This window comes from Nocardia sp. Marseille-Q1738, from assembly GCF_965283145.1.
On record NZ_CBDIMS010000001.1, the window covers coordinates 1,474,491 to 1,494,922 of the forward strand.

Consider the following 20,432-nt stretch of genomic DNA (forward strand, 5'->3'; position numbering starts at 1 on the left):
CACCGCGAGTTACGCCGACGAAGGGCACAGATTCGTGCCCTTCGTCGGACGGGTTCGTTTCGGTGAGTCAGTTAGACTCGGACAGGATCGGTGGGCAACTGCCCACCACCATCCATCAAGGTTGGAGGAGGCGTCATGGCGATGCCGGTGCCGCACGCCGACAGCTGGACGGCTGCCGACCTTGAACACATGCCCGAAGACGGATTGCGTTACGAGGTGTTGAATGGCCAGCTCATCGTGAATGCCGCGCCGAAGCCTCTGCATCAGTGGCTGATTCAATGCCTGGTGCGCGCACTCGCCGAGGCCGTGCCGTCCGGTGCAATCGTGCTCGAAGGTGTTGGGGTGCTGATCGGCAACGATGAGCCGATCCCCGATCTGATCGTGGCGAATGGCCCCATCGACTGGCATGAGCGAGGGATCCCAGCCGGACAGACCGAGCTCGTAGTCGAAGTGGTGTCCAAATCTACGACGTTGCAAGACCGCATGGTTAAACCTGTGGTCTATGCAGAGGCGGGTATTCCGAACTACTGGCGGTTCGAGCCGAATCCGTTCAAAGGGCAGCTGCCCGGGGAATCTCTCCCTGTTCTGTTCGCACACGAACTCGGGGCCGACCGCACCTACGAGCTGACGCACAGGGTGCCTGCGGGTAATGCGGTCACCCTGCGCAGTCCTTTCGAATTCACGATCGATCCCGGCTCGCTGTTGCCCTGATCGTTGTGGGCAGGTTTCGCTGACACACCTCAGAGCGGGACGGCGTGTTCCTCGGCGAAGACCTTGCGGCAGACCGGGGCGCAGAAGGCGTAGTCGGTGCCGTCGTGGGTGAGGGTGAAGCGGGCGGTGGACAGCTCGACGGTCATGCCGCAGATCGGGTCGATGGCGTAGCCCTCGGGGGCGTCGGACTGGTCGCCGGAGGCGCGGTAGTCCTCGGTCATCAGCTTGGTGATCTCGGTGATGGTGAGTGTCCGGCCGAAGGCGCCGAGGTTGTGTTCGCGCAGGCCGACGATCTGGACTACGCAGTGCGGGTCGCGAGTCAGTCGATGCGGGTCGGTCTCGGACTCGGCGATGGCCTTGGTGATCAAGGGGATCACGTGGCCGCCGAAGTCGCCGTTGTTGGCCCATGCTCCGGGAACGGTTAGTCGCACCAGGTAGCGCGGCGCGGTGACCTGGTCCGGCCCGCCGGTTGCCCACGCGTCGGTGCCGCGCACCAGAACATGGGTCAGCTCACGGGCTTTCGCCAGCACCGATTCCGGTGCGCCGGGTTCGGTGGTCAGGTCGCGCAGGATACGTTCGGCGAGGGCGCGTTTGCGGTCGGTAGTCAGCGTGTCGTCGGAAACGAACAGTTCGACGGTCATCATGGGCGTGCTTCTTTCGCATTGCGCAAGGTGGTCAGCACGACGAGCAGGAAGGCCACCAGGGCACAGGCGGTGCGCGCGACGTGGAATGCCTCCCAGCGGCTGAGGATTTCGGCGTAGTCGGCCGGAGGGCCACTGACGGCCCACACCTTGATGTGCTGGTTGATCGGCACGTTGCCGAGGCGGGTGATCAGAAATGCCGCTACGGCGAGCACGGCCGCGCCGCCCGCGAGCAGGCGTGACCGGCCGGTGGAGCGGACGGCGAGAGCCAGCGTACTGAGGATGGTCAGACCCATCAGCGATTGCATGACCAGGCCGTTCACGCTCATCAGTGCCGTGTGGAAGGTGAAGCGGACCTCCAGCTGCACCCGGCGGAAGGCGTACAGCACGTTGACCGCTCCATACCCGAACGCACCCGAAAGCAGTCCGCTGAAGAGCAACGCGAAAGCCCTGGCCAGTAGCGGCCTTTCGACAATCTTCACGCGCGGCGCTCCAGCGCAGGCGCAAGCGCGAGCAACTCGTCCACCGACCATTGGTCGTAGACGTGCGCGCCGAGCTTCGCGGCGAGGACACGTCCGCCGGGCGCGATCAGGAAGTCAGCGGGCAATCCGAGGCTGCCGCCCTCGGGCTTGGTGGGCGGTGCGGCCTGTTTGCCTCGGAGCGTCGCCCACGCATCGTGGGCAACGCCGCGCAGGATTGCGGGCCACCCGCGCGGGTCGAGCAGGGCACGAGGCGAGGTCTCGACGCCGAACTCGCGGTAGAGCTTTCGGCTCGGATCGGCGATCACGTCCAGCGGCAGTTCCGCGGTGTACTTGCGCAATTCCCCGGCGCTGGAATGGAAGATGACCACTTCGCGGATATTCGCCGCGGCGATCTCCGCTCTGCGCGCGACGATCGAGCGCAGGTGCAAGTTGCACACCGGGCATCCGGCGAATCGGCGGAATTGCAGGTGGACCAGGCAATCCGGGTCCGGCACCTTGACTTGCGCACCGGAGACCGAGACGAGCGTCCGGTCGGGGACGGCGGTCGGTAGCGACATCAGAGTTCCTTTCGTAGGTGTACCTTGTACGCCTACGTCCAGTATGCGCGTAGCTTGTACGCTGTCAACCCGTGCCCCGTCCTCGCTCGCTGACCACCGCCGATCTCGCCTCGGCGGCACTGGCCGTGCTCGACCGCGACGGCTTGCCCGCCCTCACGATGCGCGCGGTGGCCAAGGAGCTCGGCGTGGCCACCATGGCGCTGTACCGCTACGTCCGCGACCGCGACGAGCTCGAGGTGCTGGTGGTGGATCAGGTGTTCGCCTCGATCGACACGACGCTGCCCGCCGGTGCCGACTGGAAGGCGCGGGCAGCGCTGCTGCTCGAACACATCCGAGCCGGATTCGCGGCCCATCCGGCGGCCGTGCCCCTGGTGCTGCGGCATCGGCAGTCCTCGGTCGAATCGCTGCGCGTGATGGAAGCGATGCTCGCCGTACTCACCGAGGGCGGTTTCACCGGACGCGCACGCGTGATCGCCCAGCGCACGCTGGTCGCCTTCCTGATCGGCTACCTACAGAACAAGCACTACGCGCCGCTGCCGGGGCGGGGGACGATCGCGATGGCCCAACTGTCCCCTGCGGACTACCCGCATCTGGCGCAGACCGCGGGGCAGGCCAAGAACATGTCGGCCGATGACGAATTCCGAGGTGGTGTCGAGATCGTGCTGCGTGGTCTGAGACCTTAGCCGGTGCTGCCAACGCCACCGGTTGACGACGAGTTCCGTGTCGCGCCTGGCGTTTCAGCGGCCGAAAAGCGCAGTGACGTCGACGGTTTCGGCCATCGCGCGAGCGCCCGCGTCATTGAGGTGCATGCCGTCGCCGCTGTCGAATTCCGGGCTGATGAAATCGGGCCGTTCCGGGTCCTCGACCGCGCGCGCCACGTCGAAGACCGAATCGAAAACGTCGGCACGGCGGAGCCATTCGTTCACGCGGCGACGGGTCGGCAACGTCTCGACGATGGGCAGTCCCTCGTAAACGCAACCGCCGTACGGTCCGATCGTCGCGGCGTGAATGGTGAGCCCGGCGTCGTGGGCGCGGCGCGCGAGAGCGGTGAAGCCCGCGATCAGTTCGTCGGCGGTCGCGGGCGGCTGGTCCGCCATGCCGCCGAGGATGAGGTCGTTGATGCCGAAGTTCACCAGCACGGTCGTCACGCCGGGAACGGTGAGCGCGTCGCGGTCGAAGCGCTCCAGGCCTGGCTCGCCGATCTCGCGGGTCAACAGCCGATTTCCGGAGATGCCCTGATTGACCACCCACCCGCGCTCCAGTCGTGCGTTGAGAAAATCCACCGAGCGGCGGTTGGCACTGAGCGTGGTGCCGACGCCTTCGAACCAGGAGTCGCCGAAAGCGACCGCCACGGGCGTTCCCGCGGGCGCGAGCACATCGACGCCGACGACATAGAACCGCGCGGGCACCTCCTCGGCGGCGGGAAGTGCGGTCTCCGTAGTGACGTTTCCTGCCGCGACGTAGGCGATTTCGCCGGGTTGGTGGGAAAAGGTCGCGAGTCCGGTCGGGCCGGGCAGGTACAGGCTCAACGCCAGGTCCGCGCCCGCCGAGACCGCGAGCTCGACCGGATCACTGACGATCTCGCCGCCCACCGGGACGACCACCCGCTCGGCGCCGTCGAACCGCAGCGCGGTGTCCGTCTCGGCGACGATCTCGTTGCCGGTCTTGCGTATCGCGACCCGGGCCGCCCCGACGACCAGCGGCGTCTTCCCGTAGCGGTTGGTCAGCCTGACTCGCACCTGCGCGCCGCCGCCGGCCAAATGCAGCACTTGCCGGACGGTCTGGTCGGTGAACGCGCGTGACTCCGCGAGTTTGATCTGCTCGTCCGGGCTGATCACCGCGGAGCGGAACCCGGCGATCCAGGCGTTCGACGACATCGGAACCTCCATTAGTTGACGTGAGGAATATTGCGTAGACATATTTCTACGACGAATTATTCCTCGTGTCAACTATCCGCGTATCAGGCATTCGCGGTAGGTTGTCCGGCATGGACGTGACCGACCTGTTCGACGATCCGCGCCTGACCACCATGGGCCTGCTCTTCGAGGCGCACCATGGTGTGGTGGCCAAGTTGGAGCCGGTGTGGAAGGCGCACGGGTTGTCCGGGTTGGATCTGAACGCGCTGATGCGGTTGAGCCGATCGCCGGGGCGGCGGTTGCGTATGTCCGAACTGGCGGTGCAGACCTCGCTGTCGACCAGCGGCATCACCAGGTTGGTCGATCGGCTGACCCGTGCCGGTCTGGTCGAACGCGAGCCGGATCCAGAGGATCGGCGCAGCGCGTACGCGGTGCTCACCGAGGCGGGTGCGGCACGGCTCGCGCAGGTGCTGCCGGACTATCTCGCCGCCGTCGATCGCTGGTTCGTCGGATTGCTGACGCCCGCGCAGGTCGAGGCGCTGGTCGGGGCACTGCGGATCGTTCGTGACGCGTCCAATCCGGAGGCCACGTTCGGCGTGGGCTGACCGTCAGTCCGCGGCCGCGGTGAGCAACCGTTCCAAGCCGTCGAGGATCAGCTCGAGGCCGAAGGAGAAATCCGCGATCCCCGTGTGCCTCCCGTCGATCACCAGCTGGGCCAGCGCGTTCATGTGGGGATATTGGTCAGCCGGGATGAGCGGCAGGAATTCACTTGCGGCGGAGGCATATTCGGACGGATCGAGTGGGAAGTTCAGCTCCTGCAAGGTGAAGCCGTAGAGGTGGCTGTCCAGGGCGTTCCATGCGCGATCGGCCTGTGGCAGCGAGAAGCCAGCCGCACGCAGGCAACCCACCGTGGCATCGACGTAGCGCAGCATGGCGGGGCCGACGTTGATCCTGGTGCCGATCAGCCCGGTCGCCCACGGATGGCGCAGCAGCACCTGGTGCGCGGAGCTGGATCGGGCGCGCAGGGCGGCCTTCCAGTCGCCGCCGATCTCGGGCGGCGTCATCTCCGCGACCACCAGATCGGCGATGCCGTCGAGCAGGTCGTCCTTGTTCGCGACGTGGTTGTACAGCGACATCGCTTCGACACCGAGCGCCTGCGCCAGCTTCCGCATGGACAGCGCGGCGAGGCCGTGCTCGTCGGCGAGCCGGACCGCGGCCCGCAACACCGCGTCCCTGGTCAGCGGCGGGCGGGCCGCGCCGTTTTCGGGCATCGTTCCCTCTCTTGACGTACTTACGGTGTAAGCGTAGCGTCCTCGCTGTTGTACTTACGCTGTAAGTAACCTGCGAAGACGAGGATCGCCATGTCCGAGGGCCAACCGTCCATCATCGACAACGCCACGATGACCGCGATCGCCGCGCCGCGATACGGCTCCAGCGAGGTCCTCCGGACCGAGGTGGTGCCACGGCCGGTCGCGGGCAACGGCGAGGTGCTGGTCCGCGTGCGCGCGGCGGCGGTGTGCAAAGGCGACGTGCACCTGCTCACCGGCAAGCCCTACGCGATCCGGCTCGGTTTCGGCCTGCGGCGGCCCAAGTACCGGATCATCGGGCATGACCTGGCCGGTGAGGTGGTCGAAATCGGTGCCGGGGTCGCCGGATTCGCGCGTGGGGACGTGGTTTTCGGTGCGGTGGATTCGGGGGCGTTCGCCGAGTACGTCAGTGTGCCCGTCGAACGACTCGCGCATGTTCCCACCGACCTGGCTGTGGAAGAGGTCGCGGCCCTGCCGGATTCCGGGATGACCGCGCTCCAAGGCTTGCGTGACGTCGGCGGATTGCGCGCCGGGCAGACGGTGCTGATCAACGGCGCTTCGGGCGGTGTCGGCACCAGCGCGGTGCAGATCGCCAAGGCACTGGGCGCGGAGGTGACGGCCGTGTGCAGCACACGTCATATCGAGATGCTGCGCTCGCTCGGCGCTGACCGGGTAATCGACTACACCACCACGGATTTCACCCGGGAGGAGCACCGCTATGACGTGCTGCTCGACCTGGTGGGCAACCGATCGCTCACCGCGTGCAGGCGGGTGCTGGCTCCGAAGGGCGTCTTCGTCTCCTCGGCGGGCGCACCCGGCGGGAATTGGCTCGGCCCGGTGCTGTGGGTCGCCACGGTTGTGCTCACCGGACTGGTGGTCAGCCAGACGATGCGCCCCCTGTTGATGCGTCCACGCCGGGCGGAACTGGAATTCCTGGCCGGGCTCGCCGCCGAGGGCAAGCTACGCCCGGTCATCGAGCGCCGCTTCGCGCTCGCCGAGGCGGCCGCGGCCGTGGCCCACGTCGCGGACGGCCACGCCCACGGCAAGACGGTCATCGTCCTCTGAGCTGCCGCGCCGGTGATCCGCCCGAATCGCACCCACGCCCTCTCCGCCGACGTTCGGCTGCGCTCGGTGATCGAGCGGCATTGCCTCCTCGCCGAGGCGGCCGTGCGGATCATTCGGATCGATCCTGGTCCCGGTAGCGGCGGACCTTGCTGAGGTTGCCGCAGCGGTCCATCGAGCACCAGCGGCGACGGCCGGGGCGCGACGCGTCCACGAACAGCAGGCCGCAGTCCTCGGCCGCGCAGACGCGGATACGCGCGGCCAGCGGGCCGGAGAACAGGTCGATGGCGTCGCGGGCGAGCGTGGACAGGGCCGCGGCCGCGGTCGGGTCGGCGTAGCCGCGGGTGCCGTCCACTCGAAGCTCCGGAATCAGCGGAGGCAGTGTGGCGACGGCATTGATCGCCGCGACGTCGTTGGGCGACATCGGTTTTCCAGCGGCTGCGCCGTAGGCCGCATTGGTGATGGCGGTGCGCAGACTCCGCATGGTGGGCAGGTCGGACTCGTCGGCGTGGAGCTCGTTCAGTTCGAGGATCACCGCCAGCCACCGGCCCAGGTCCGCTGCGGTGTGCACAATCTCCCACACCGCGAGCTCGCCGTCGCCTCCGGTGTGCACGAGGTCGAGCGCGGGCCGTCCGGTGCGGAAACGGCGGCGCAGATCGGCGGGAAGACTGGTGCGCGATTGCATGACACCAGTTTAACCAGTTACAGTGCCGTCATGACGATCACGACACACATCAATCCCGAGACGATGCACAGCAACCCGGCCTTCACGCAGGTCGTCCGGGTATCGGCCGCGGCGGACACGATCTACGTGGGCGGCCAGAACGGGGTGGACGCCTCTGGTCGGGTCGTCGGCCCGGATGTCGCCTCGCAGGCGCGCCAAGCCCTGGCCAACTTGCAGACCTGCCTCGCCGCCGCGGGCGCCTCGATCGAACACGTGGTCAAGTGGACGATCCTGATCCGCGAGGGCGAGCCGCTGCAGGACGGATTCGCCGCGTTCGGCGAGGTGTGGGGCCGTCGCCCGAACCCGCCCGCGATCACCGTCGCGCAGGTGGCGGGTTTCGCGGTGCCCGGCGCCGTCTGCGAGATCGAAGCCGTCGCCGCGGTTCCGGCCTGAGTCGGCTCAGTCGACCGCCGCGCCGAGACGCGCGGCGAGGTCGCGAATGTGCGCGACGAGTTCGGGTGGTTCGTGGACACGGAACGGGAAGCCGAAGGTGGCGACGTAGATCGCCAGCTCGTCGAGCGAGTTGGCTCCGGTTCGGAGTAAACAGCTCTCGGCGTCCAGCGCCTCGATCACTCCGATGGTCGGAGGGATGCGTTCGGCGGCGACTTCGGCGGGGACGCCCAGGGTGATGCGTGCCGCGTAGGCGTACGGCGCGGTCGTGACGCCACGCGAGAGGTACCCGGACAGGTCGGCGTCGGGCGACTCGCGCGGCGTGAAACGGGGTCCGGTGGGGATGCGGGGCTGCATGCGGTCGACGCGATAGGTACGCCAGTCGTCGCGGTCGACGTCCCATCCGACGAGGTACCAGCGGCGGCCGGTGTGGGCCAGCCGATGCGGCTCGGTGGTGCGCAGCGACGCGACGCCGTCGTGACCGCGATAGTCGAACCGCAGACGGTGGTTGTCGCGGATGGCGCCCGCGACGGCGGTGAGGGTGTCGGGGTGGACGGTGGGGCCGCCCGCGGGCACCGTGATGGTGGCCGCTTGCAGCATGCCGACGCGATGGCGCAGCCGCGACGGCAGCACCTGCTCGAGTTTGGCGAGGGCGCGCAGGGAACTGTCCTCGATGCCGGCGATGGTGCCGCCCGCCGCGGTGCGCAAGCCGAGCGCCACGGCCACCGCCTCGTCGTCGTCCAGGAGCAGCGGCGGCAGTTTCGCGCCCGCGCCGAGCCGATACCCGGCCACTCCGGGCGTCGCGTCCACCGGGTAACCGAGATTGCGCAGCTTGTCGATGTCGCGGCGGACGGTGCGCACATCCACATCGAGCCGTTCGGCCAGTTCGGCGCCGGTCCAGTCGCGCGGGGTCTGTAACAGCGACAGCAGGCGCAACAATCTTGCGGAGGTTTCCAGCATGGGAAAAGTCTGCCCGAATGCTAGGGCGGAACCTGTCCTAGGTGGGTCATACGGTCGAAGGCATGAGCAACGACATCCACCCGTTCCGCATCGACGTTCCGCAGCAGCAGCTCGACGATCTGCACTCCCGCCTCGACGCCACGCGCTGGCCCACCCCGCTGCCGGGCGACGGCTGGGACACCGGGACGCCGACCGCCTGGCTGCGCGAGCTGGTCGAATACTGGCGTGCCGAATACGACTGGCGGGCAGCCGAACAGCAGCTCAACGCCTACCCGCAGTACACGACGCGGATCGACGGGCAAACCATCCACTTTCTGCACGTGCGCTCGCCGGAAGCCGACGCGCTGCCCCTGCTGATGACGCACGGCTGGCCGGGCTCGGTCGTCGAATTCCTCGACGTGATCGGTCCTTTGACCGATCCGCGAGCGCACGGGGGCGACCCCGCCGACGCCTTCCACTTGGTCATCCCTTCACTGCCGGGATTCGGGTTCTCCGGACCCGTCGCCGACGCGGGCTGGACCATAGCTCGGATCGCCGCGGCTTGGGACGAGCTCATGCGCAGGCTGGGTTACCCCCGCTACGGCGTGCAGGGCGGTGACATCGGGGCGGCGGTGAGCCCGCAGGTCGGCCGCACCACGCCCAGCCGGGTGGTGGGAGTGCACGTCAACGGCGGACCCGGTCCCTTCCCACCGCTGCCGCTCGCGGAGGAGGAGCTGGCGAGCCTGACCGATCTGGAACGCGATCGCATCCGGCGGATCGAGGCGTTCATGCAAGAGGAGTTCGGTTACATCGCCATCCAGTCCACCCGGCCACAGACCCTGGCCTACGGGTTGGTGGATTCCCCGGTGGGCCAGCTCGCCTGGATCATGGACAAGTTCCGGGAGTGGACGCATCCTCGCGGCGTCGACCCGGACAAGATCATCGGCCGGGATCGCTTGCTGACCAACGTGATGCTCTACTGGCTCACCGGAACCGCAGGCTCGGCGGCCTACGTCGGCTATGCCCAGGACGCTCCGTGGGGCGAAACACAGCAGAACTCCGGCGTGCCGACGGCAGCCTTGGTCTTCGCCCACGACATCGGCATCCGCCGCTACGCCGAGACCGAGAACACCATCACGCGCTGGAACGACGTCGACCGCGGCGGTCACTTCGCCGCGATGGAGGAACCCGTCCTGCTCACCGCGGACATTCGCGAGTTCTTCCGCGACCTGCGCTGAAACCGATATCGATGGGGACTGCTCCGGCCGTGGCGGAGCTCTTCGGCTGGTGACGGGAACCTAGACGGTGAGCTCGCCCGCCGATCGCCAGGAGTTGCGTTCGGCGGTGAAGGCCTCCGCTTGCCTCGCGCGAAAGACCTCGATTGATTCCGCATTGCCGGCGAGGAACTTCCGGTAGTCCGCCAGGCGGAATTCCCCGTCCTCGGCCCGCACCCGGACGTTGCCCGCGGCGAAGTCGGCGCGCAGGTCGAGGAGTTCGTCCGCCTCGACCGGATACCACCGGATGCGGTCGAAATACCGCAGCAGCCATGGTGTTTCAGCGCCAGAGGCGGCTCGATCGGCGCCCGGCGGCAGCGCGGACGTCGTCGCGGTGCGGTGATTCCACATCTGGGTGGTACGCCCGACGAACTGGTAGCCGCCCGGTCCTTCCATGCCGTAAACGCACAGGTAGGCGCCGCCGATGCCGACCGCGTTCTCCGGGGTCCAGGTACGGGCGGGGTTGTACTTCGTCGTGACCAGCCGATGCCGGGGGTCGGTGGGGGTGGCGACCGGCGCGCCGAGGTAGACGTCGCCGAGTCCGAGCACCAGGTACTCGGCCCCGAACACGGTGTCGTAGACATCGGAGACGGTGTCCAGGCCGTTCATGCGACGAATGAACTCGATGTTCCACGGACACCACGGCGCGTCGGCGCGCACGCCGTGCAGGTAGCGGGTGATGGCCTCGCGCGTGGACGGGTCGTCCCAGGACAGCGGCAGGTGGACGACGCGGCTCGGCACCACGAGCTGATCGGAAGCGGGCAGCCGCGCCTCGGCCTCGGCGAGCAGGTCGAGCAGCACGGGCACCGGCAGGACGTGCGGATCCACCCGGATCTGCAACGAGCGGATGCCGGGCGTCAGTTCGGTCACCCCACGCACGCGAGCCACCAGCAGGTGCTGGTGCAGGGCGTGCACGCGGGCGCGCAGGCCCAGATCCAAGGTCATGGCGCCGTATTCGACGAGCACCCCGTCGTCGCCCGCGCGGCGGTAGGTCACGGCGGTCTCGTCGTCCACGTCGGCGCGGCGCAGCACGCCGTCGTCACCGTCGCCGCCCGTCGACAGCACGGTCGGCCACGCGGCGCGGCGCGCGGTCCCCAACTCCCGGATCGAGGCGGCGCGGTCGCCGCGCACGAGCACGAAACGCACGGTGTCGCCGGGGGACAGCTGGCCGAGCTTCCAGCGGTCGGCCGCCACGACGGTGACCGGGCAGACGAAACCGCCCAGGCTCGGTCCGTCGGGGCCGAGCAGGATGGGAGTGTCGCCGGTGAAATCCAGCGCGCCAACCGAATACGGCGTGTCGTGGATATTGGACGGGTGCAGTCCCGCTTCGCCGCCATCGGTGCGAGCCCACTCCGGTTTCGGGCCGATCAGCCGGACGCCGGTGCGATCGGAGTTGAAGTGCACCTCGTAATCGGTCACGACCACGGTGTCGAAGTCGGCGCGGGTGAAGAATTCCGGTGCGCCGTGCGGTCCTTCGGTAACCGCGAGTTCCCAGCGCCGGGCCAGCACGGGCTGTTCGTCCATCGGGACGGCCGCCACGACCCTGCCGTGGTGCGCGCCCAGCGGAAGCGATTCACCGGCGCGCAGTGCTCCGCGGTTGCTGCCCCCGAACCGGCCGAGGGTGAATGTGGCGGCGCTGCCGAGATATTCGGGCAGATCAATGCCGCCCCCGATCAGCACATAGCAGCGCATACCCGGCCCGCGTACGGCGCCCACGTCCAGCATGCCGCCCGCGGGCACCCGTACGGTGCGCCACTGCGGAACACGGATACCGTCCACGGTCACGTCGGTCGGTGCGCCGGTGACGCACACCCAGGTCGCCGCGGTGAACCGGAGCGCGGGACCGGCGAGAGTGCACTCCAGACCGGCGGCGCCCTCGTCGTTGCCGACCGCGCGATTGCCCAGCCGGAACGACAGATCGTCCATCGGTCCCGACGGCGGGACGCCGATATGCCAGTACCCCACCCGGCCGGGCCAGTCCTGCACCGTGGTCAGCATCCCGGGACGAACGACCTCCACCGTGTTCGGTTCCGCTGCGCCGGGGAGCGATCCGGTGCCCACCGGGAGCTGGGCGACGGTCATCGCGACACCACCATGCGCACCGGGGTCGGATCGAAGCCGTTGCACGGGTTGTTGATCTGCGGGCAGTTGGAGACCAGCACCAGCGTGTCGATCTCGGCGCGCAGGGTGACCCGCTTGCCCGGTGCGGACAGACCGTCCACGATCCCCAACGTGCCGTCCGCCTCGACCGGGACGTTCATGAACCAGTTGATGTTCGACACCAGATCTCGTTTGCCGAGCCCCCAGCGCAACCCTTCCGCGAGGAAGTTCTCCACACAGGCGTGCTGGTGCCGGGTGTGGTGGCCGTAGCGCAGCGTGTTGGACTCCTGCGAGCAGGCGCCCGCGATGGTGTCGTGATTGCCGACCTCGTCGGCCACGACGGTCATCAGCGCCGTTCCCGCATCGGTGCGTAGCACGCTGCCGGTGGTGAGGAAGATATTGCGCTGCGCGGCGACCGTGGCCTGCGCGCTGTACCGCTCGGTGTGGTCGGCCGCCGAGTAGAGCAGGCAGTCCACCGCCTGGTTACCGTGCAGATCGATGATCTCCAAGTGGTCGCCCGCGCGGACCACGGTGGACCATGGGGAGCGGGCGGGGACGGTCTCGTCGAGCACGATGGTGCGAGCCGTGGTCATGCGGTTGCCTCCAGAGTCAGTGCGGCCGTCCATGCCTGTTCGGTGTTCTGCACCGCCCGTTGGAATTCCGGGTCGTCGTCGACGGTCGCGGCGAGGCCTTCGGGGGCGGCCCACGCCACGACATCGAGATCCGTCGCGGGCCGCTCGTCGAGCGGGTGTGCGGAGTTGGCGACGAGCACGGTGACCGGAAGATGCACGAGCAGATCCACCGAAGCGCCGGGGGCGGCGCTGCCGGTGGCGGTGAGGTTTCCGTCCGGCTCCACCCGGACGCCACGGAAGAACGAGACCGTCGGCCCGATGTCGCGGGGTTCGAGTCCATGTTTGGCGCCCGCCAGCAGCAGCTGGGCGCGGGCCTGAGCGGTAGGGCCGCAGAGCGTGTCGTGGTGGCCGGATGTGTCGGCGAGCACGGTCGCCAGGATGCGTCCCTGATCCGATAGCAACGGATGGCCGCCACCCAGATACGCCTGCCACGGCACCTTGACCGTGTCGGCGACGTTCAGGCGCTCCCACGGCGCGTCGGTGCGCACCAGCAGCAGGTGCGCGCAGGCCGCGCCCGCCGGGTCGGACAGGCGGACGCGAGTGCCGCGGCCGAGTGCGGCGTTCGCGTAACCGTCTGCCGGAATACGTTGCGCGAAGGTAATTTTCGAGGCCGGTACGGTGGCGGGCAGGTCGGGACCCGCGATGATCGCCGCCGCGGCCTGCGATCGTGCGTGCGCCCGTGCGCCGGACGTGTCCGCGGTGCTTGTCACAGTTTTTTTCCCTTTCGTGCGCTGGGTCGTGGTGGTTGCGTGGTTCATCGGGACGGACGCGGGTGGATCGGTCGCTCTCATCCGGAGATGTGCGACTCGTGTGGTCCACCGGGCCGACGAGCGATCGGCGAATCTGGAGTGAGGCATTCCCCGGTCGTATGGGATGTGGCGGCGAGTCGCGGTGGTGGGTCCGGCCGCGCTGAGTCGTTGCCGATACTGCGACGTCCGGCATTTCCGGTCACGTCTGGCGTCATTGCGCGGCTCGCGATCCCTGTGGTCGAGGCCGGGTGCGGCGTTGGCCCGGCACGCTCATCGCCGCACCCGGTGCTGATCAGGCGGGCTGTGGTGCGGGCTCGGGGCTTTGCACCCGACGCGTGGCACCCAGAACGCTGCGATGCACCAGCGCACCGATTCCCAGTACCAGCAGCACGAAAAGCGGTGCGGCCCAGAGCATCCACCAGCCGCCCCCATCCGGTGTGTAGACCTCCGCGCGTGGCCAGGCCAGGTTCACCACCATGGCGATGCCCCAGGCCACGGCGAGCGCGTTGATCGGAATGCCGAAGCGGCCCAGGCGGAACAGGCGCGCGTCGGTGCCCGAGCCGGGCAGTCCGGTAAACCGCCGGACCAGCAGCGGCACCGTCACCAGCAGGTATGCCAGATACAGCGTGACGATGCAGACGCTGGCCAATGTCGCGAAAATGGCGGCGTTGCCGAGGTTGAGCAGCAGCAGGCCGATGCCAGAAGCGCCGATCACGATGGCGGGCAGCACGGGCGTGCCGTAGCGCGGGTGCACGGCGGCGAGCCTGCGTGCGAAGGGCAGTTTCCCGTCCCGTGCCATGGAGAACATCAGCCGCGAGCCCGCGGTCTGAATCGCCAACGTGCACACGGTGATCGCGACCGCGACGCAGCCCAGCAGCACCTTGCCCGCCGGGCTGTCCAGCTTGGCGGTGAGCACATAGGCCAAGCCGTCGGCGGCCAGGGCGCCATCGGACAGGCTCGGCGCGGCCATCAGCGCGCCCAGCAGCATCAGACCGCCGCCAAGCGCCGAGACCGACAGCGCGGTGAGAATGGTGCGCGGTGCGACGTGGCGCGGGTTCTTCGTCTCCTCGGAAAGCTCACCCGCGGAATCGAATCCGACCATCACATACGCGGCCATCAAGCCCGAGACCAGGAACGCGGCCCAGTAAGGACCGGGCGCGGCCTGATCGGTGTGCAGCACCACGCCGGGGCCGCGTTCGGTGGTGGTGAAGAACAGCGCGATGATCGCGAGGACGCCGACGATCTCGACGGTGACGCCGATCGAGTTGATCCGTGCCATCAGGTCGATGCCGATCACGTTGATCACCGTGGTGAGCGCCAGCAGAATGCTGCCGAGCGCCACGGCATTGGTCGCGCCGGACGGCGAGGTGAGCGCGGTATCCGTGCCGACGAGCTGGAATCCACTCCAGATCGAGGGCAGCACCACTTGCAGCGCGATCGCCGCCGCGGCGGCCGTGACGATCTGCGCAATGATCATCATCCAGCCCGCGAACCAGCCGACGAGCTCGCCGCCGAGCCGCCGGGACCACTGATAGATGCAGCCCGAAATCGGGTAGCGCGCGGCGAGTTCGGCGAAGTTCAGCGCCACCAGGAACTGTCCGGCGAACACGATCGGCCAGGTCCAGAAGAAGGCGGCTCCGCCGAACGAATAGCCGAAGCCGAAGAACTGGAAGATCGTGGTGAGGATGGAGACGAACGAGAAGCCCGCCGCGAACGAGGCGTAGCGGCCTAGCTTGCGATGCAAGACGGGCTGATACCCGAACTTGGCGAGGTCGGCGCTGTCGCCGCTGAGGTCGGAGGAGAGGATCGGGGCGAGGGTGGTGGCCATGGGCGGTCCTTCGGCGTGCGGCCAATAACTATCAGACGACAGTTTTACGGTCGCGATCGCGCTTCCGGTGACCTCCGTGTATCGCTTCCGGCAACCGCGGTAACTTCTGCGTTGCCGGTATTTCTATCAAGTGACAGAAACTGCACCGCATTCCGTGGGCAAACCGACCGGACGGCCACCGCGCCGCGGCGTCTCCGCGGCTACCTGCCAGAATGGCGGCGTGACGAACCTCGGTCCCGGCCGTCCGCGCGTCGCTCAGCGCCGCCGCCGCGGGCAGACGCCGCGTGCCGAAATCCTGGACGCCGCAGGCGAACTGTTCACCACCAACGGCTACGCCAACACCTCCACGCGTGCGGTCGCCGACGCCGTCGGCATCCGGCAGGCCTCGCTGTACCACCACTTCGCCGCGAAGGACGACATCCTCGACGCGTTGCTCGCCGAAACCATCGCACTGCCGATCGAGCTGGCCGAACGGCTGCGCGAGGCGCCCGAGCCGGTGCAGGTGCGGCTGTACGCGCTGGCTCTGTTCGACGTGCGGCAGCTGTGCGCGTCCCGCTGGAATCTTGGTGCGCTGTACCTGCTGCCGGAGCTGCGCACCGAGCGCTTCGCCGCGTTTCGCCTGCGCCGCGACGAATTGCGCGGGCACTACGAGACATTGGCCGCGCAGGTGCTTGCCGAAGGCGGCGGCGCGAGCACACCGGGCGCGGAGCTGTTGCCGTTCCGTTTGGTCGAGACCGTGATCAGCATCCGCTCCGACGAGGGCGCCGCGCCCGCCTACGCGGAGCAAACCATCCCGGGGGCGGTGCTGCGCACGCTCGGCTGGCTCGGCGATCTCGACACGATCAGTGCCGAGGCAACCGAGCTGCTCGACCGCTTGGCGCTGCCCGCCCGGTGATCAAGATTTGCCTTCGCCCCGCACCCAGTTCAAGCCCCAGCCGTAGACCTTGTCCACCTCGGTCACACCCCAGCGCGGGCGGTTCGGCGGCGGCGGGACGAACCGGCCTTCGCGGCGCAGCACCAGGTGCGTGCCGGTGTTCTCGATCAGCGCGAGCACCACGTCGCGGGAGTTGTCCGTGCAACCCTCCACGCTCAGCTCGATCGGCGGCGCACCGACCGGGTACAGCGTCGCGGTCAACCGGATGCCACGGAAGTCGGCGGCGCCGTCATAGAGGGTGGCGAAGACCAGGATTCGGCGGAACTCAGCGGCGTGGTCGAGATCGACCCGTAGGTTCTCACCGGCGGCCGCGCCGGACCGGTCGTCGGCGTCCAGCCGGATGAACGGCGCCTCGTCCAGCGCGCCGAAGTTGCCGACCGGACGGATATCACCCGTGCGACCGTCGACCAGCTCCCAGAAGCAACACAGGTCCAGATCCAGCGCGGCCGCACTCGAGCCTGCGACCGTGGCGGTCCAGTCCAAGTTGATCCGCATGATGCCGGAGGTCGCACCCCGCTCGGTCAGCGAGACCGAAGGAAAGTTCTCGCTCAGCGAGATCATGCTGGTGCCGACCTGCTGCCCCGTAGGCGCGGCGTGCCCGGGCTGAGCCGACCATCCTGACGGTAAGGGGTTCGCGTACTGGCCCGGCGCTGGCGTTTGGTGGCCTGGCGGTGCGTACTGGCTCAGTGGCGTTGGAATTCGGCCAGGTGGCGCAACTGGCTGGCCTGCGGGCATCGGGTACTGGCCGGGCGGTGGTGTGACGTGGCCTTGCCATGTTGTCGCGCCGGACGGATCCGGTGCCGCCGAGGAAGGGGACGCGGCGGACTGGCCCGGCTCTGGCGGAGCCGGTGCCGTCGGCGGCACGAATCGGTACAGCTCGGCGGGTACGGGTGCTGCTGGTGACGATGGGAAGGGATTCGCTTCGGACGGAATCGGCGCGGAAGGCGGTGACGGCGCGCCGAAACGGCTCGATTCGGGGAGAACCGGCGCGGACGGTGGTGGCGGCGTGAACTGGTGCGGTGGTGCGGGAGGCAATGGCGGCGGAGCGTATTCGTGCGGCGGCGCGGGTGTGTCGTCGACGGCGATGCCGTAGTCGGCGGCCAGCCCGGCCAAACCGGAGGTGTAGCCCTGGCCGACCGCGCGAAACTTCCATCCGCCCTGGCGGCGGTAGAGTTCGCCGAGCACGACCGCGGTCTCGGCCGATGCGCCGACGTCGTCGAAACGCGCGATCTCCGCCCCGGTGCCCGAGTCGACGATCCGCACGGACAGTCCGTCGAGCTGCCCGATCGAGCCGCCGTCGGTGGACGCTGCGATCACGATGGCGTCGATCTGCGGCTCCACTCGCGCCAGGTCCGACGACAGCACGTCCAGCGAGGTCGGACCCGGCCGCTTCCCCTCGTGCCGGACCGCGCCGGAGGGGTGGACGGGCTGGTTGTAGAAGACGAAATCGCTGTCCGAACGCACCTTCCCGGACACCACGAGCAGTGCGGAGGCATCGGCGTCCGGCGCCCCCGTCCGCCAGCCCACCTCGATCCGGACGGCGGACGCCGGTACCGGCACATTGGCGCCCTTCAGCATCGACACATCTGTCAACGTAACCGAAACCGGCGCACGGCGTCTCGCATGCGATCAATCCACACCCCGACCGGACGCGCGGCTATGAACGGCTGGGTGGAGTGGTCGCGGCGATGACCTTCGGCGTGTGTCGACCTACACCGTGCCCGCGGACCTCAGTGCGTCGGCGGCGCAATCTGCCAGTGCTCGTGCAACGCGCCCGCGATCTGCGGAAGCACGGTCACCGGAATCCGCTTGCGGCGCAGGATCGCCCGGATCTCCGTGACCTGATCGCGTTTACGCATGTCATAGGCGCCCGCGACCGGGCGGACCACCGGCGGTATGGACAGCAGGACCAGCTCGCCGTGCGGTTCGTCACCACCGGACAGGTCCAAGGCCAGCGACCAGCGGGCGCGTTCGTCGAGCGTGAAGCGACCGGCTACCACCCGATCCCAGGAGATGCTGGAGACGGTCCATGGTGTGCGCCGGTAGATGGCATGGTCGGTGAGCACGACCGCGTCCCTGGTGAACAGCGCGGCCAGCACCGCGATCCCGACGACCGCACCGGCCAGCAGCCCGGTGAACACCCGGTTCACGCCGAACGAGACGACGAACGAGGCGCAGATCGTCACGGTCGCCAGGATGCCGAGCACGCTGTAGAGGGCCGCCCGCTGCGTCGGGACCACACCTGCGCGCACCGTTGTCATCTCATCTACCTGCCTCTGGTGCATTTCCGGCACACGCTACCGCCCTGGGCGCCGGAGCACACCTGGCGATTCCCATCTGTGGCCGAGCCAGGCGCCGCCGTAGCGTTCTCACACGGTCAGCGCGACCGCCGCTTCCGCGGTGTACACCAGGAACGTCAGGCTCTGCTGGAAGTACAGCTGGACCGAGGTGGCGTCGTGCGACAGGTAGCCGATGGACAGGTCCTGCCCGATGCGCAGATCGAAGTCGCCGCCGCGGGTGGTGAGCACGATCGCGCCGGTGATGGCGGGCGCCCAGATGATCTCGCCCTCCGGGATCAGGCGTTCGATGTGGGTGCGGATCGGATGGCCGTGATCGGAGGTCTCGCTGACCGCGGTGTACAGGTCGGCGCTGAGCAGCACCGAGTACGGCCCGTCGACACCGGCCAGCCGCAATGCGCTCAGCGCCTGGGCGATGGCCTCCGGCACCTGCCGCGGGTCGCCGGGCACCGTGATCGCCTGGTTGGAAGAACTGGCCCGGATACCAGTGATGTGCGCGGCCGGGTACCCCTCGAAGATCGCGCGGTCCTCGGCGAAGGCGATCTTCTTCGCGGCGTCCTTCACGGGGTCGAGGTCGGTGTCCTGAGCGCCGCGCTCGACATTGTCGAGTTCCTCGCGGGAGAGGGTGAACGGCACCCGCAGTTCGACCAGCGGCGCGACCACCCGCCGGCGGGCGAGCACGCCTTCGCCGGGCGCCTCGATCGCGGTGGTGTGCCCGGTGCCGACCCCGGAGTAGTCGGTGCCGTGCGGGCCGGACAGGTCGACGACGCGGCGGCCGGCGATGTGCCGCTTGAACGTGCGCGTCGCCTCCTCCTCGATGGCCGCCCAGGCCTCGGAGGTGATCGGCGCGAGTTCGCGATGGAGGTTGTTCATGACCGGGTACTCCTTTTCAACGTGCCGATGCCGAGTGAACCGTCACCCGTAAGCACCGCGTTGCCGGACGGACCTGCCGGACCAGCGCCGTCGAGGGATACCGCGGCTTCCGCCGTCTCCCACGGTGCGGGTGGCAGTTCGTCGAGGAAATCGACGGTAGGGGCGAAGAACGAGGTGCCGGTGACGGCGACGGAGAAATCCAGGAGGCGGTCGTAGGCGGCCTCCTCGGTGCCGAGGAACATGCGGGTGAGCATGCGTTCGATGACGCTCGGGGTGGCCGCGTAGGCGATGTAGTAGGTGCCGAACTCGCCGTCGCGCACGCTGCCGAACGGCATGTTGGCGCGCACGATCTGCCGCTCGGTGCCGTCCGGATCGATCAGCGTGTTGACCGCGACGTGCGAGTCGGCGGGCTGGTCCTCGTCGGACAGTTCGAAGTCGTCCAGCTTGGTGCGGCCGATCACGCGCTCCTGCTCCTCGACCGACAGCGCCCGCCAGTCCGCCAACGGGTGCGTGTACTTCTGCACGGTCACGTAGCTCCCGCCGGCGAACGGCGGATCCTCGTCGCCGACCAGTGCGGCGGCGGCCGCGGCGCGCCCTTCGGGGTTCTCGGTGCCGTCCACGAAGCCGAGCAGGTCGCGCTGCTCGAAGTAGCGGAAGCCGACGGTCTCGTCCACGATGGTCGCCGCACCCGCGAGCCGGTCGGCGATGGCCATGGCCAGTTCGAAACAGGCGTCCTGCACCTGTGCCCTGAGGTGGAACAGCAGGTCGCCCGGTGTCGCCGGCGCGGTGTGGCGCTCACCGGCAAAACCGGGGAACTCGTGCAGCTCAGCGGGTTTCGGCCCGGCGAAGAGCCGGTCCCACGCTGCGGAGCCGATCGACGTGACGCAGCTGAGGCCGGCGCCGGGCAAGCGGAAGCCCACCGAGCGGCGCAGGCCGTTGATGTCGGCGAGCAGATCGCGCACTACCGCTTCGCCACCCTCGTCGATCGTGGCGACCAGGAAGATGGCGGCCGGTGTGAGCGGTTCGAGGATCGGCTGCGGCTCACCCATGATCGAACACACTAGCGCTCGACGGGC

22 protein-coding genes are annotated in these 20,432 nt (G+C 68.6%); 7 read left to right on the forward strand and 15 right to left on the reverse strand.

The genetic code is table 11. The annotated features are described in order from the left end of the window. Positions 1-135 precede the first annotated feature (135 nt). A complete protein-coding gene (locus tag ACWPXK_RS06520; protein WP_454195067.1) occupies positions 136-711 on the forward strand; it encodes a Uma2 family endonuclease in 576 nt (191 codons plus the stop codon). Positions 712-740: 29 nt separating this feature from the next. Here ACWPXK_RS06520 and ACWPXK_RS06525 read toward each other — a convergent pair whose 3' ends face one another. The 3 genes from ACWPXK_RS06525 to ACWPXK_RS06535 are packed head-to-tail and all read right to left on the reverse strand — an operon-like array spanning position 741 to position 2,391. Then, positions 741-1,355 (reverse strand): ATPase, encoded by a 615-nt coding sequence (locus tag ACWPXK_RS06525; protein WP_454195068.1) that lies wholly within the window; start codon positions 1,353-1,355, stop codon positions 741-743. Further along, positions 1,352-1,834: an anthrone oxygenase family protein gene (locus ACWPXK_RS06530; RefSeq protein WP_454195069.1), complete on the reverse strand. Its 483-nt coding sequence runs from the start codon at positions 1,832-1,834 to the stop codon at positions 1,352-1,354. The genes ACWPXK_RS06525 and ACWPXK_RS06530 overlap by 4 nt, the downstream gene beginning before the upstream one ends. Beyond that, entirely contained in the window at positions 1,831-2,391 is a 561-nt protein-coding gene (locus ACWPXK_RS06535) for a peroxiredoxin-like family protein (RefSeq protein WP_454195070.1), read from the reverse strand. Before ACWPXK_RS06535 ends, ACWPXK_RS06530 begins: the two co-directional genes overlap by 4 nt. A gap of 71 nt (positions 2,392-2,462) precedes the next feature. Here ACWPXK_RS06535 and ACWPXK_RS06540 point away from each other — a divergent pair, with 71 nt between their 5' ends. Beyond that, entirely contained in the window at positions 2,463-3,074 is a 612-nt protein-coding gene (locus tag ACWPXK_RS06540; RefSeq protein WP_454195071.1) for a TetR/AcrR family transcriptional regulator, read from the forward strand. Positions 3,075-3,128: 54 nt separating this feature from the next. Here the strand turns inward: ACWPXK_RS06540 and ACWPXK_RS06545 are convergent, their stop codons facing one another. Beyond that, positions 3,129-4,268 (reverse strand): GDSL-type esterase/lipase family protein, encoded by a 1,140-nt coding sequence (locus tag ACWPXK_RS06545; RefSeq protein ID WP_454195072.1) that lies wholly within the window; start codon positions 4,266-4,268, stop codon positions 3,129-3,131. Positions 4,269-4,378: 110 nt separating this feature from the next. Here ACWPXK_RS06545 and ACWPXK_RS06550 point away from each other — a divergent pair, with 110 nt between their 5' ends. Continuing rightward, positions 4,379-4,852, forward strand: a complete 474-nt coding sequence (locus ACWPXK_RS06550; RefSeq protein WP_454195073.1) for a MarR family winged helix-turn-helix transcriptional regulator — start codon at positions 4,379-4,381, stop codon at positions 4,850-4,852. A 3-nt stretch (positions 4,853-4,855) separates the two neighbouring features. Here ACWPXK_RS06550 and ACWPXK_RS06555 read toward each other — a convergent pair whose 3' ends face one another. Then, positions 4,856-5,518, reverse strand: a complete 663-nt coding sequence (locus ACWPXK_RS06555; protein ID WP_454195074.1) for a TetR/AcrR family transcriptional regulator C-terminal domain-containing protein — start codon at positions 5,516-5,518, stop codon at positions 4,856-4,858. 90 nt (positions 5,519-5,608) lie between these two features. On the opposite strand from ACWPXK_RS06555, the gene ACWPXK_RS06560 reads away from it, so the two are divergent. Beyond that, positions 5,609-6,619: an NAD(P)-dependent alcohol dehydrogenase gene (locus ACWPXK_RS06560; protein ID WP_454195075.1), complete on the forward strand. Its 1,011-nt coding sequence runs from the start codon at positions 5,609-5,611 to the stop codon at positions 6,617-6,619. A gap of 109 nt (positions 6,620-6,728) precedes the next feature. Here the strand turns inward: ACWPXK_RS06560 and ACWPXK_RS06565 are convergent, their stop codons facing one another. Beyond that, positions 6,729-7,301 (reverse strand): CGNR zinc finger domain-containing protein, encoded by a 573-nt coding sequence (locus tag ACWPXK_RS06565; protein WP_454195076.1) that lies wholly within the window; start codon positions 7,299-7,301, stop codon positions 6,729-6,731. A 30-nt stretch (positions 7,302-7,331) separates the two neighbouring features. On the opposite strand from ACWPXK_RS06565, the gene ACWPXK_RS06570 reads away from it, so the two are divergent. Continuing rightward, positions 7,332-7,733, forward strand: a complete 402-nt coding sequence (locus ACWPXK_RS06570; protein ID WP_454195077.1) for a RidA family protein — start codon at positions 7,332-7,334, stop codon at positions 7,731-7,733. Positions 7,734-7,739: 6 nt separating this feature from the next. On the opposite strand, the gene ACWPXK_RS06575 is transcribed toward ACWPXK_RS06570, so the two are convergent. After that, positions 7,740-8,690 carry a helix-turn-helix transcriptional regulator gene (locus tag ACWPXK_RS06575; protein ID WP_454195078.1) on the reverse strand — a complete coding sequence of 317 codons (951 nt, stop codon included), beginning with the start codon at positions 8,688-8,690 and terminating at the stop codon, positions 7,740-7,742. Between the two features lie 62 nt (positions 8,691-8,752). Between ACWPXK_RS06575 and ACWPXK_RS06580 the strand changes: the two genes are divergently transcribed. Beyond that, positions 8,753-9,907 (forward strand): epoxide hydrolase family protein, encoded by a 1,155-nt coding sequence (locus ACWPXK_RS06580; RefSeq protein ID WP_454195079.1) that lies wholly within the window; start codon positions 8,753-8,755, stop codon positions 9,905-9,907. Between the two features lie 60 nt (positions 9,908-9,967). On the opposite strand, the gene ACWPXK_RS06585 is transcribed toward ACWPXK_RS06580, so the two are convergent. The 4 genes from ACWPXK_RS06585 to ACWPXK_RS06600 form a co-directional block, all read right to left on the reverse strand. Continuing rightward, positions 9,968-11,941: a 5-oxoprolinase/urea amidolyase family protein gene (locus tag ACWPXK_RS06585; protein WP_454195469.1), complete on the reverse strand. Its 1,974-nt coding sequence runs from the start codon at positions 11,939-11,941 to the stop codon at positions 9,968-9,970. An 80-nt stretch (positions 11,942-12,021) separates the two neighbouring features. Beyond that, positions 12,022-12,636 carry an urea amidolyase associated protein UAAP2 gene (locus tag ACWPXK_RS06590; protein WP_454195080.1) on the reverse strand — a complete coding sequence of 205 codons (615 nt, stop codon included), beginning with the start codon at positions 12,634-12,636 and terminating at the stop codon, positions 12,022-12,024. Continuing rightward, the gene (locus ACWPXK_RS06595; RefSeq protein ID WP_454195081.1) at positions 12,633-13,433 is read right to left on the reverse strand and encodes a DUF1989 domain-containing protein; all 801 of its coding nucleotides are present in this window, start codon (positions 13,431-13,433) and stop codon (positions 12,633-12,635) included. The genes ACWPXK_RS06590 and ACWPXK_RS06595 overlap by 4 nt, the downstream gene beginning before the upstream one ends. Before the next feature lie 283 nt (positions 13,434-13,716). After that, on the reverse strand, positions 13,717-15,252 hold the full coding sequence (locus ACWPXK_RS06600; RefSeq protein ID WP_454195082.1) for an amino acid permease: 1,536 nt from the start codon (positions 15,250-15,252) through the stop codon (positions 13,717-13,719). Between the two features lie 220 nt (positions 15,253-15,472). On the opposite strand from ACWPXK_RS06600, the gene ACWPXK_RS06605 reads away from it, so the two are divergent. After that, positions 15,473-16,147, forward strand: coding sequence for a TetR/AcrR family transcriptional regulator (locus ACWPXK_RS06605; RefSeq protein ID WP_454195083.1), 675 nt, complete (start codon positions 15,473-15,475; stop codon positions 16,145-16,147). Here ACWPXK_RS06605 and ACWPXK_RS06610 read toward each other — a convergent pair whose 3' ends face one another. The 4 genes from ACWPXK_RS06610 to ACWPXK_RS06625 form a co-directional block, all read right to left on the reverse strand. Further along, positions 16,148-17,764, reverse strand: a complete 1,617-nt coding sequence (locus ACWPXK_RS06610) for a TerD family protein (protein WP_454195470.1) — start codon at positions 17,762-17,764, stop codon at positions 16,148-16,150. A gap of 152 nt (positions 17,765-17,916) precedes the next feature. Further along, positions 17,917-18,447 carry a hypothetical protein gene (locus tag ACWPXK_RS06615; protein ID WP_454195084.1) on the reverse strand — a complete coding sequence of 177 codons (531 nt, stop codon included), beginning with the start codon at positions 18,445-18,447 and terminating at the stop codon, positions 17,917-17,919. Positions 18,448-18,555: 108 nt separating this feature from the next. Further along, complete coding sequence (locus ACWPXK_RS06620) at positions 18,556-19,356, reverse strand: family 1 encapsulin nanocompartment shell protein (RefSeq protein WP_454195085.1); 801 nt, start codon at positions 19,354-19,356, stop codon at positions 18,556-18,558. Further along, a complete protein-coding gene (locus tag ACWPXK_RS06625; protein ID WP_454195086.1) occupies positions 19,353-20,405 on the reverse strand; it encodes a Dyp-type peroxidase in 1,053 nt (350 codons plus the stop codon). The genes ACWPXK_RS06620 and ACWPXK_RS06625 overlap by 4 nt, the downstream gene beginning before the upstream one ends. Positions 20,406-20,432: the final 27 nt, after the last annotated feature.

What these genes read in the sequence shown, in the direction of transcription:
- ACWPXK_RS06520 (WP_454195067.1), top strand. Translation starts at nt 136, where the DNA reads ATGGCGATGCCGGTGCCGCACGCCGACAGCTGGACGGCTGCCGACCTT.
- ACWPXK_RS06525 (WP_454195068.1), bottom strand. Translation starts at nt 1,355, where the DNA reads ATGATGACCGTCGAACTGTTCGTTTCCGACGACACGCTGACTACCGAC.
- ACWPXK_RS06535 (WP_454195070.1), bottom strand. Translation starts at nt 2,391, where the DNA reads ATGTCGCTACCGACCGCCGTCCCCGACCGGACGCTCGTCTCGGTCTCC.
- ACWPXK_RS06545 (WP_454195072.1), bottom strand. Translation starts at nt 4,268, where the DNA reads ATGTCGTCGAACGCCTGGATCGCCGGGTTCCGCTCCGCGGTGATCAGC.
- ACWPXK_RS06550 (WP_454195073.1), top strand. Translation starts at nt 4,379, where the DNA reads ATGGACGTGACCGACCTGTTCGACGATCCGCGCCTGACCACCATGGGC.
- ACWPXK_RS06555 (WP_454195074.1), bottom strand. Translation starts at nt 5,518, where the DNA reads ATGCCCGAAAACGGCGCGGCCCGCCCGCCGCTGACCAGGGACGCGGTG.
- ACWPXK_RS06560 (WP_454195075.1), top strand. Translation starts at nt 5,609, where the DNA reads ATGTCCGAGGGCCAACCGTCCATCATCGACAACGCCACGATGACCGCG.
- ACWPXK_RS06565 (WP_454195076.1), bottom strand. Translation starts at nt 7,301, where the DNA reads ATGCAATCGCGCACCAGTCTTCCCGCCGATCTGCGCCGCCGTTTCCGC.
- ACWPXK_RS06570 (WP_454195077.1), top strand. Translation starts at nt 7,332, where the DNA reads ATGACGATCACGACACACATCAATCCCGAGACGATGCACAGCAACCCG.
- ACWPXK_RS06575 (WP_454195078.1), bottom strand. Translation starts at nt 8,690, where the DNA reads ATGCTGGAAACCTCCGCAAGATTGTTGCGCCTGCTGTCGCTGTTACAG.
- ACWPXK_RS06580 (WP_454195079.1), top strand. Translation starts at nt 8,753, where the DNA reads ATGAGCAACGACATCCACCCGTTCCGCATCGACGTTCCGCAGCAGCAG.
- ACWPXK_RS06585 (WP_454195469.1), bottom strand. Translation starts at nt 11,941, where the DNA reads ATGCTGACCACGGTGCAGGACTGGCCCGGCCGGGTGGGGTACTGGCAT.
- ACWPXK_RS06590 (WP_454195080.1), bottom strand. Translation starts at nt 12,636, where the DNA reads ATGACCACGGCTCGCACCATCGTGCTCGACGAGACCGTCCCCGCCCGC.
- ACWPXK_RS06595 (WP_454195081.1), bottom strand. Translation starts at nt 13,433, where the DNA reads ATGAACCACGCAACCACCACGACCCAGCGCACGAAAGGGAAAAAAACT.
- ACWPXK_RS06600 (WP_454195082.1), bottom strand. Translation starts at nt 15,252, where the DNA reads ATGGCCACCACCCTCGCCCCGATCCTCTCCTCCGACCTCAGCGGCGAC.
- ACWPXK_RS06610 (WP_454195470.1), bottom strand. Translation starts at nt 17,764, where the DNA reads ATGCTGAAGGGCGCCAATGTGCCGGTACCGGCGTCCGCCGTCCGGATC.
- ACWPXK_RS06615 (WP_454195084.1), bottom strand. Translation starts at nt 18,447, where the DNA reads ATGACAACGGTGCGCGCAGGTGTGGTCCCGACGCAGCGGGCGGCCCTC.
- ACWPXK_RS06620 (WP_454195085.1), bottom strand. Translation starts at nt 19,356, where the DNA reads ATGAACAACCTCCATCGCGAACTCGCGCCGATCACCTCCGAGGCCTGG.
- ACWPXK_RS06625 (WP_454195086.1), bottom strand. Translation starts at nt 20,405, where the DNA reads ATGGGTGAGCCGCAGCCGATCCTCGAACCGCTCACACCGGCCGCCATC.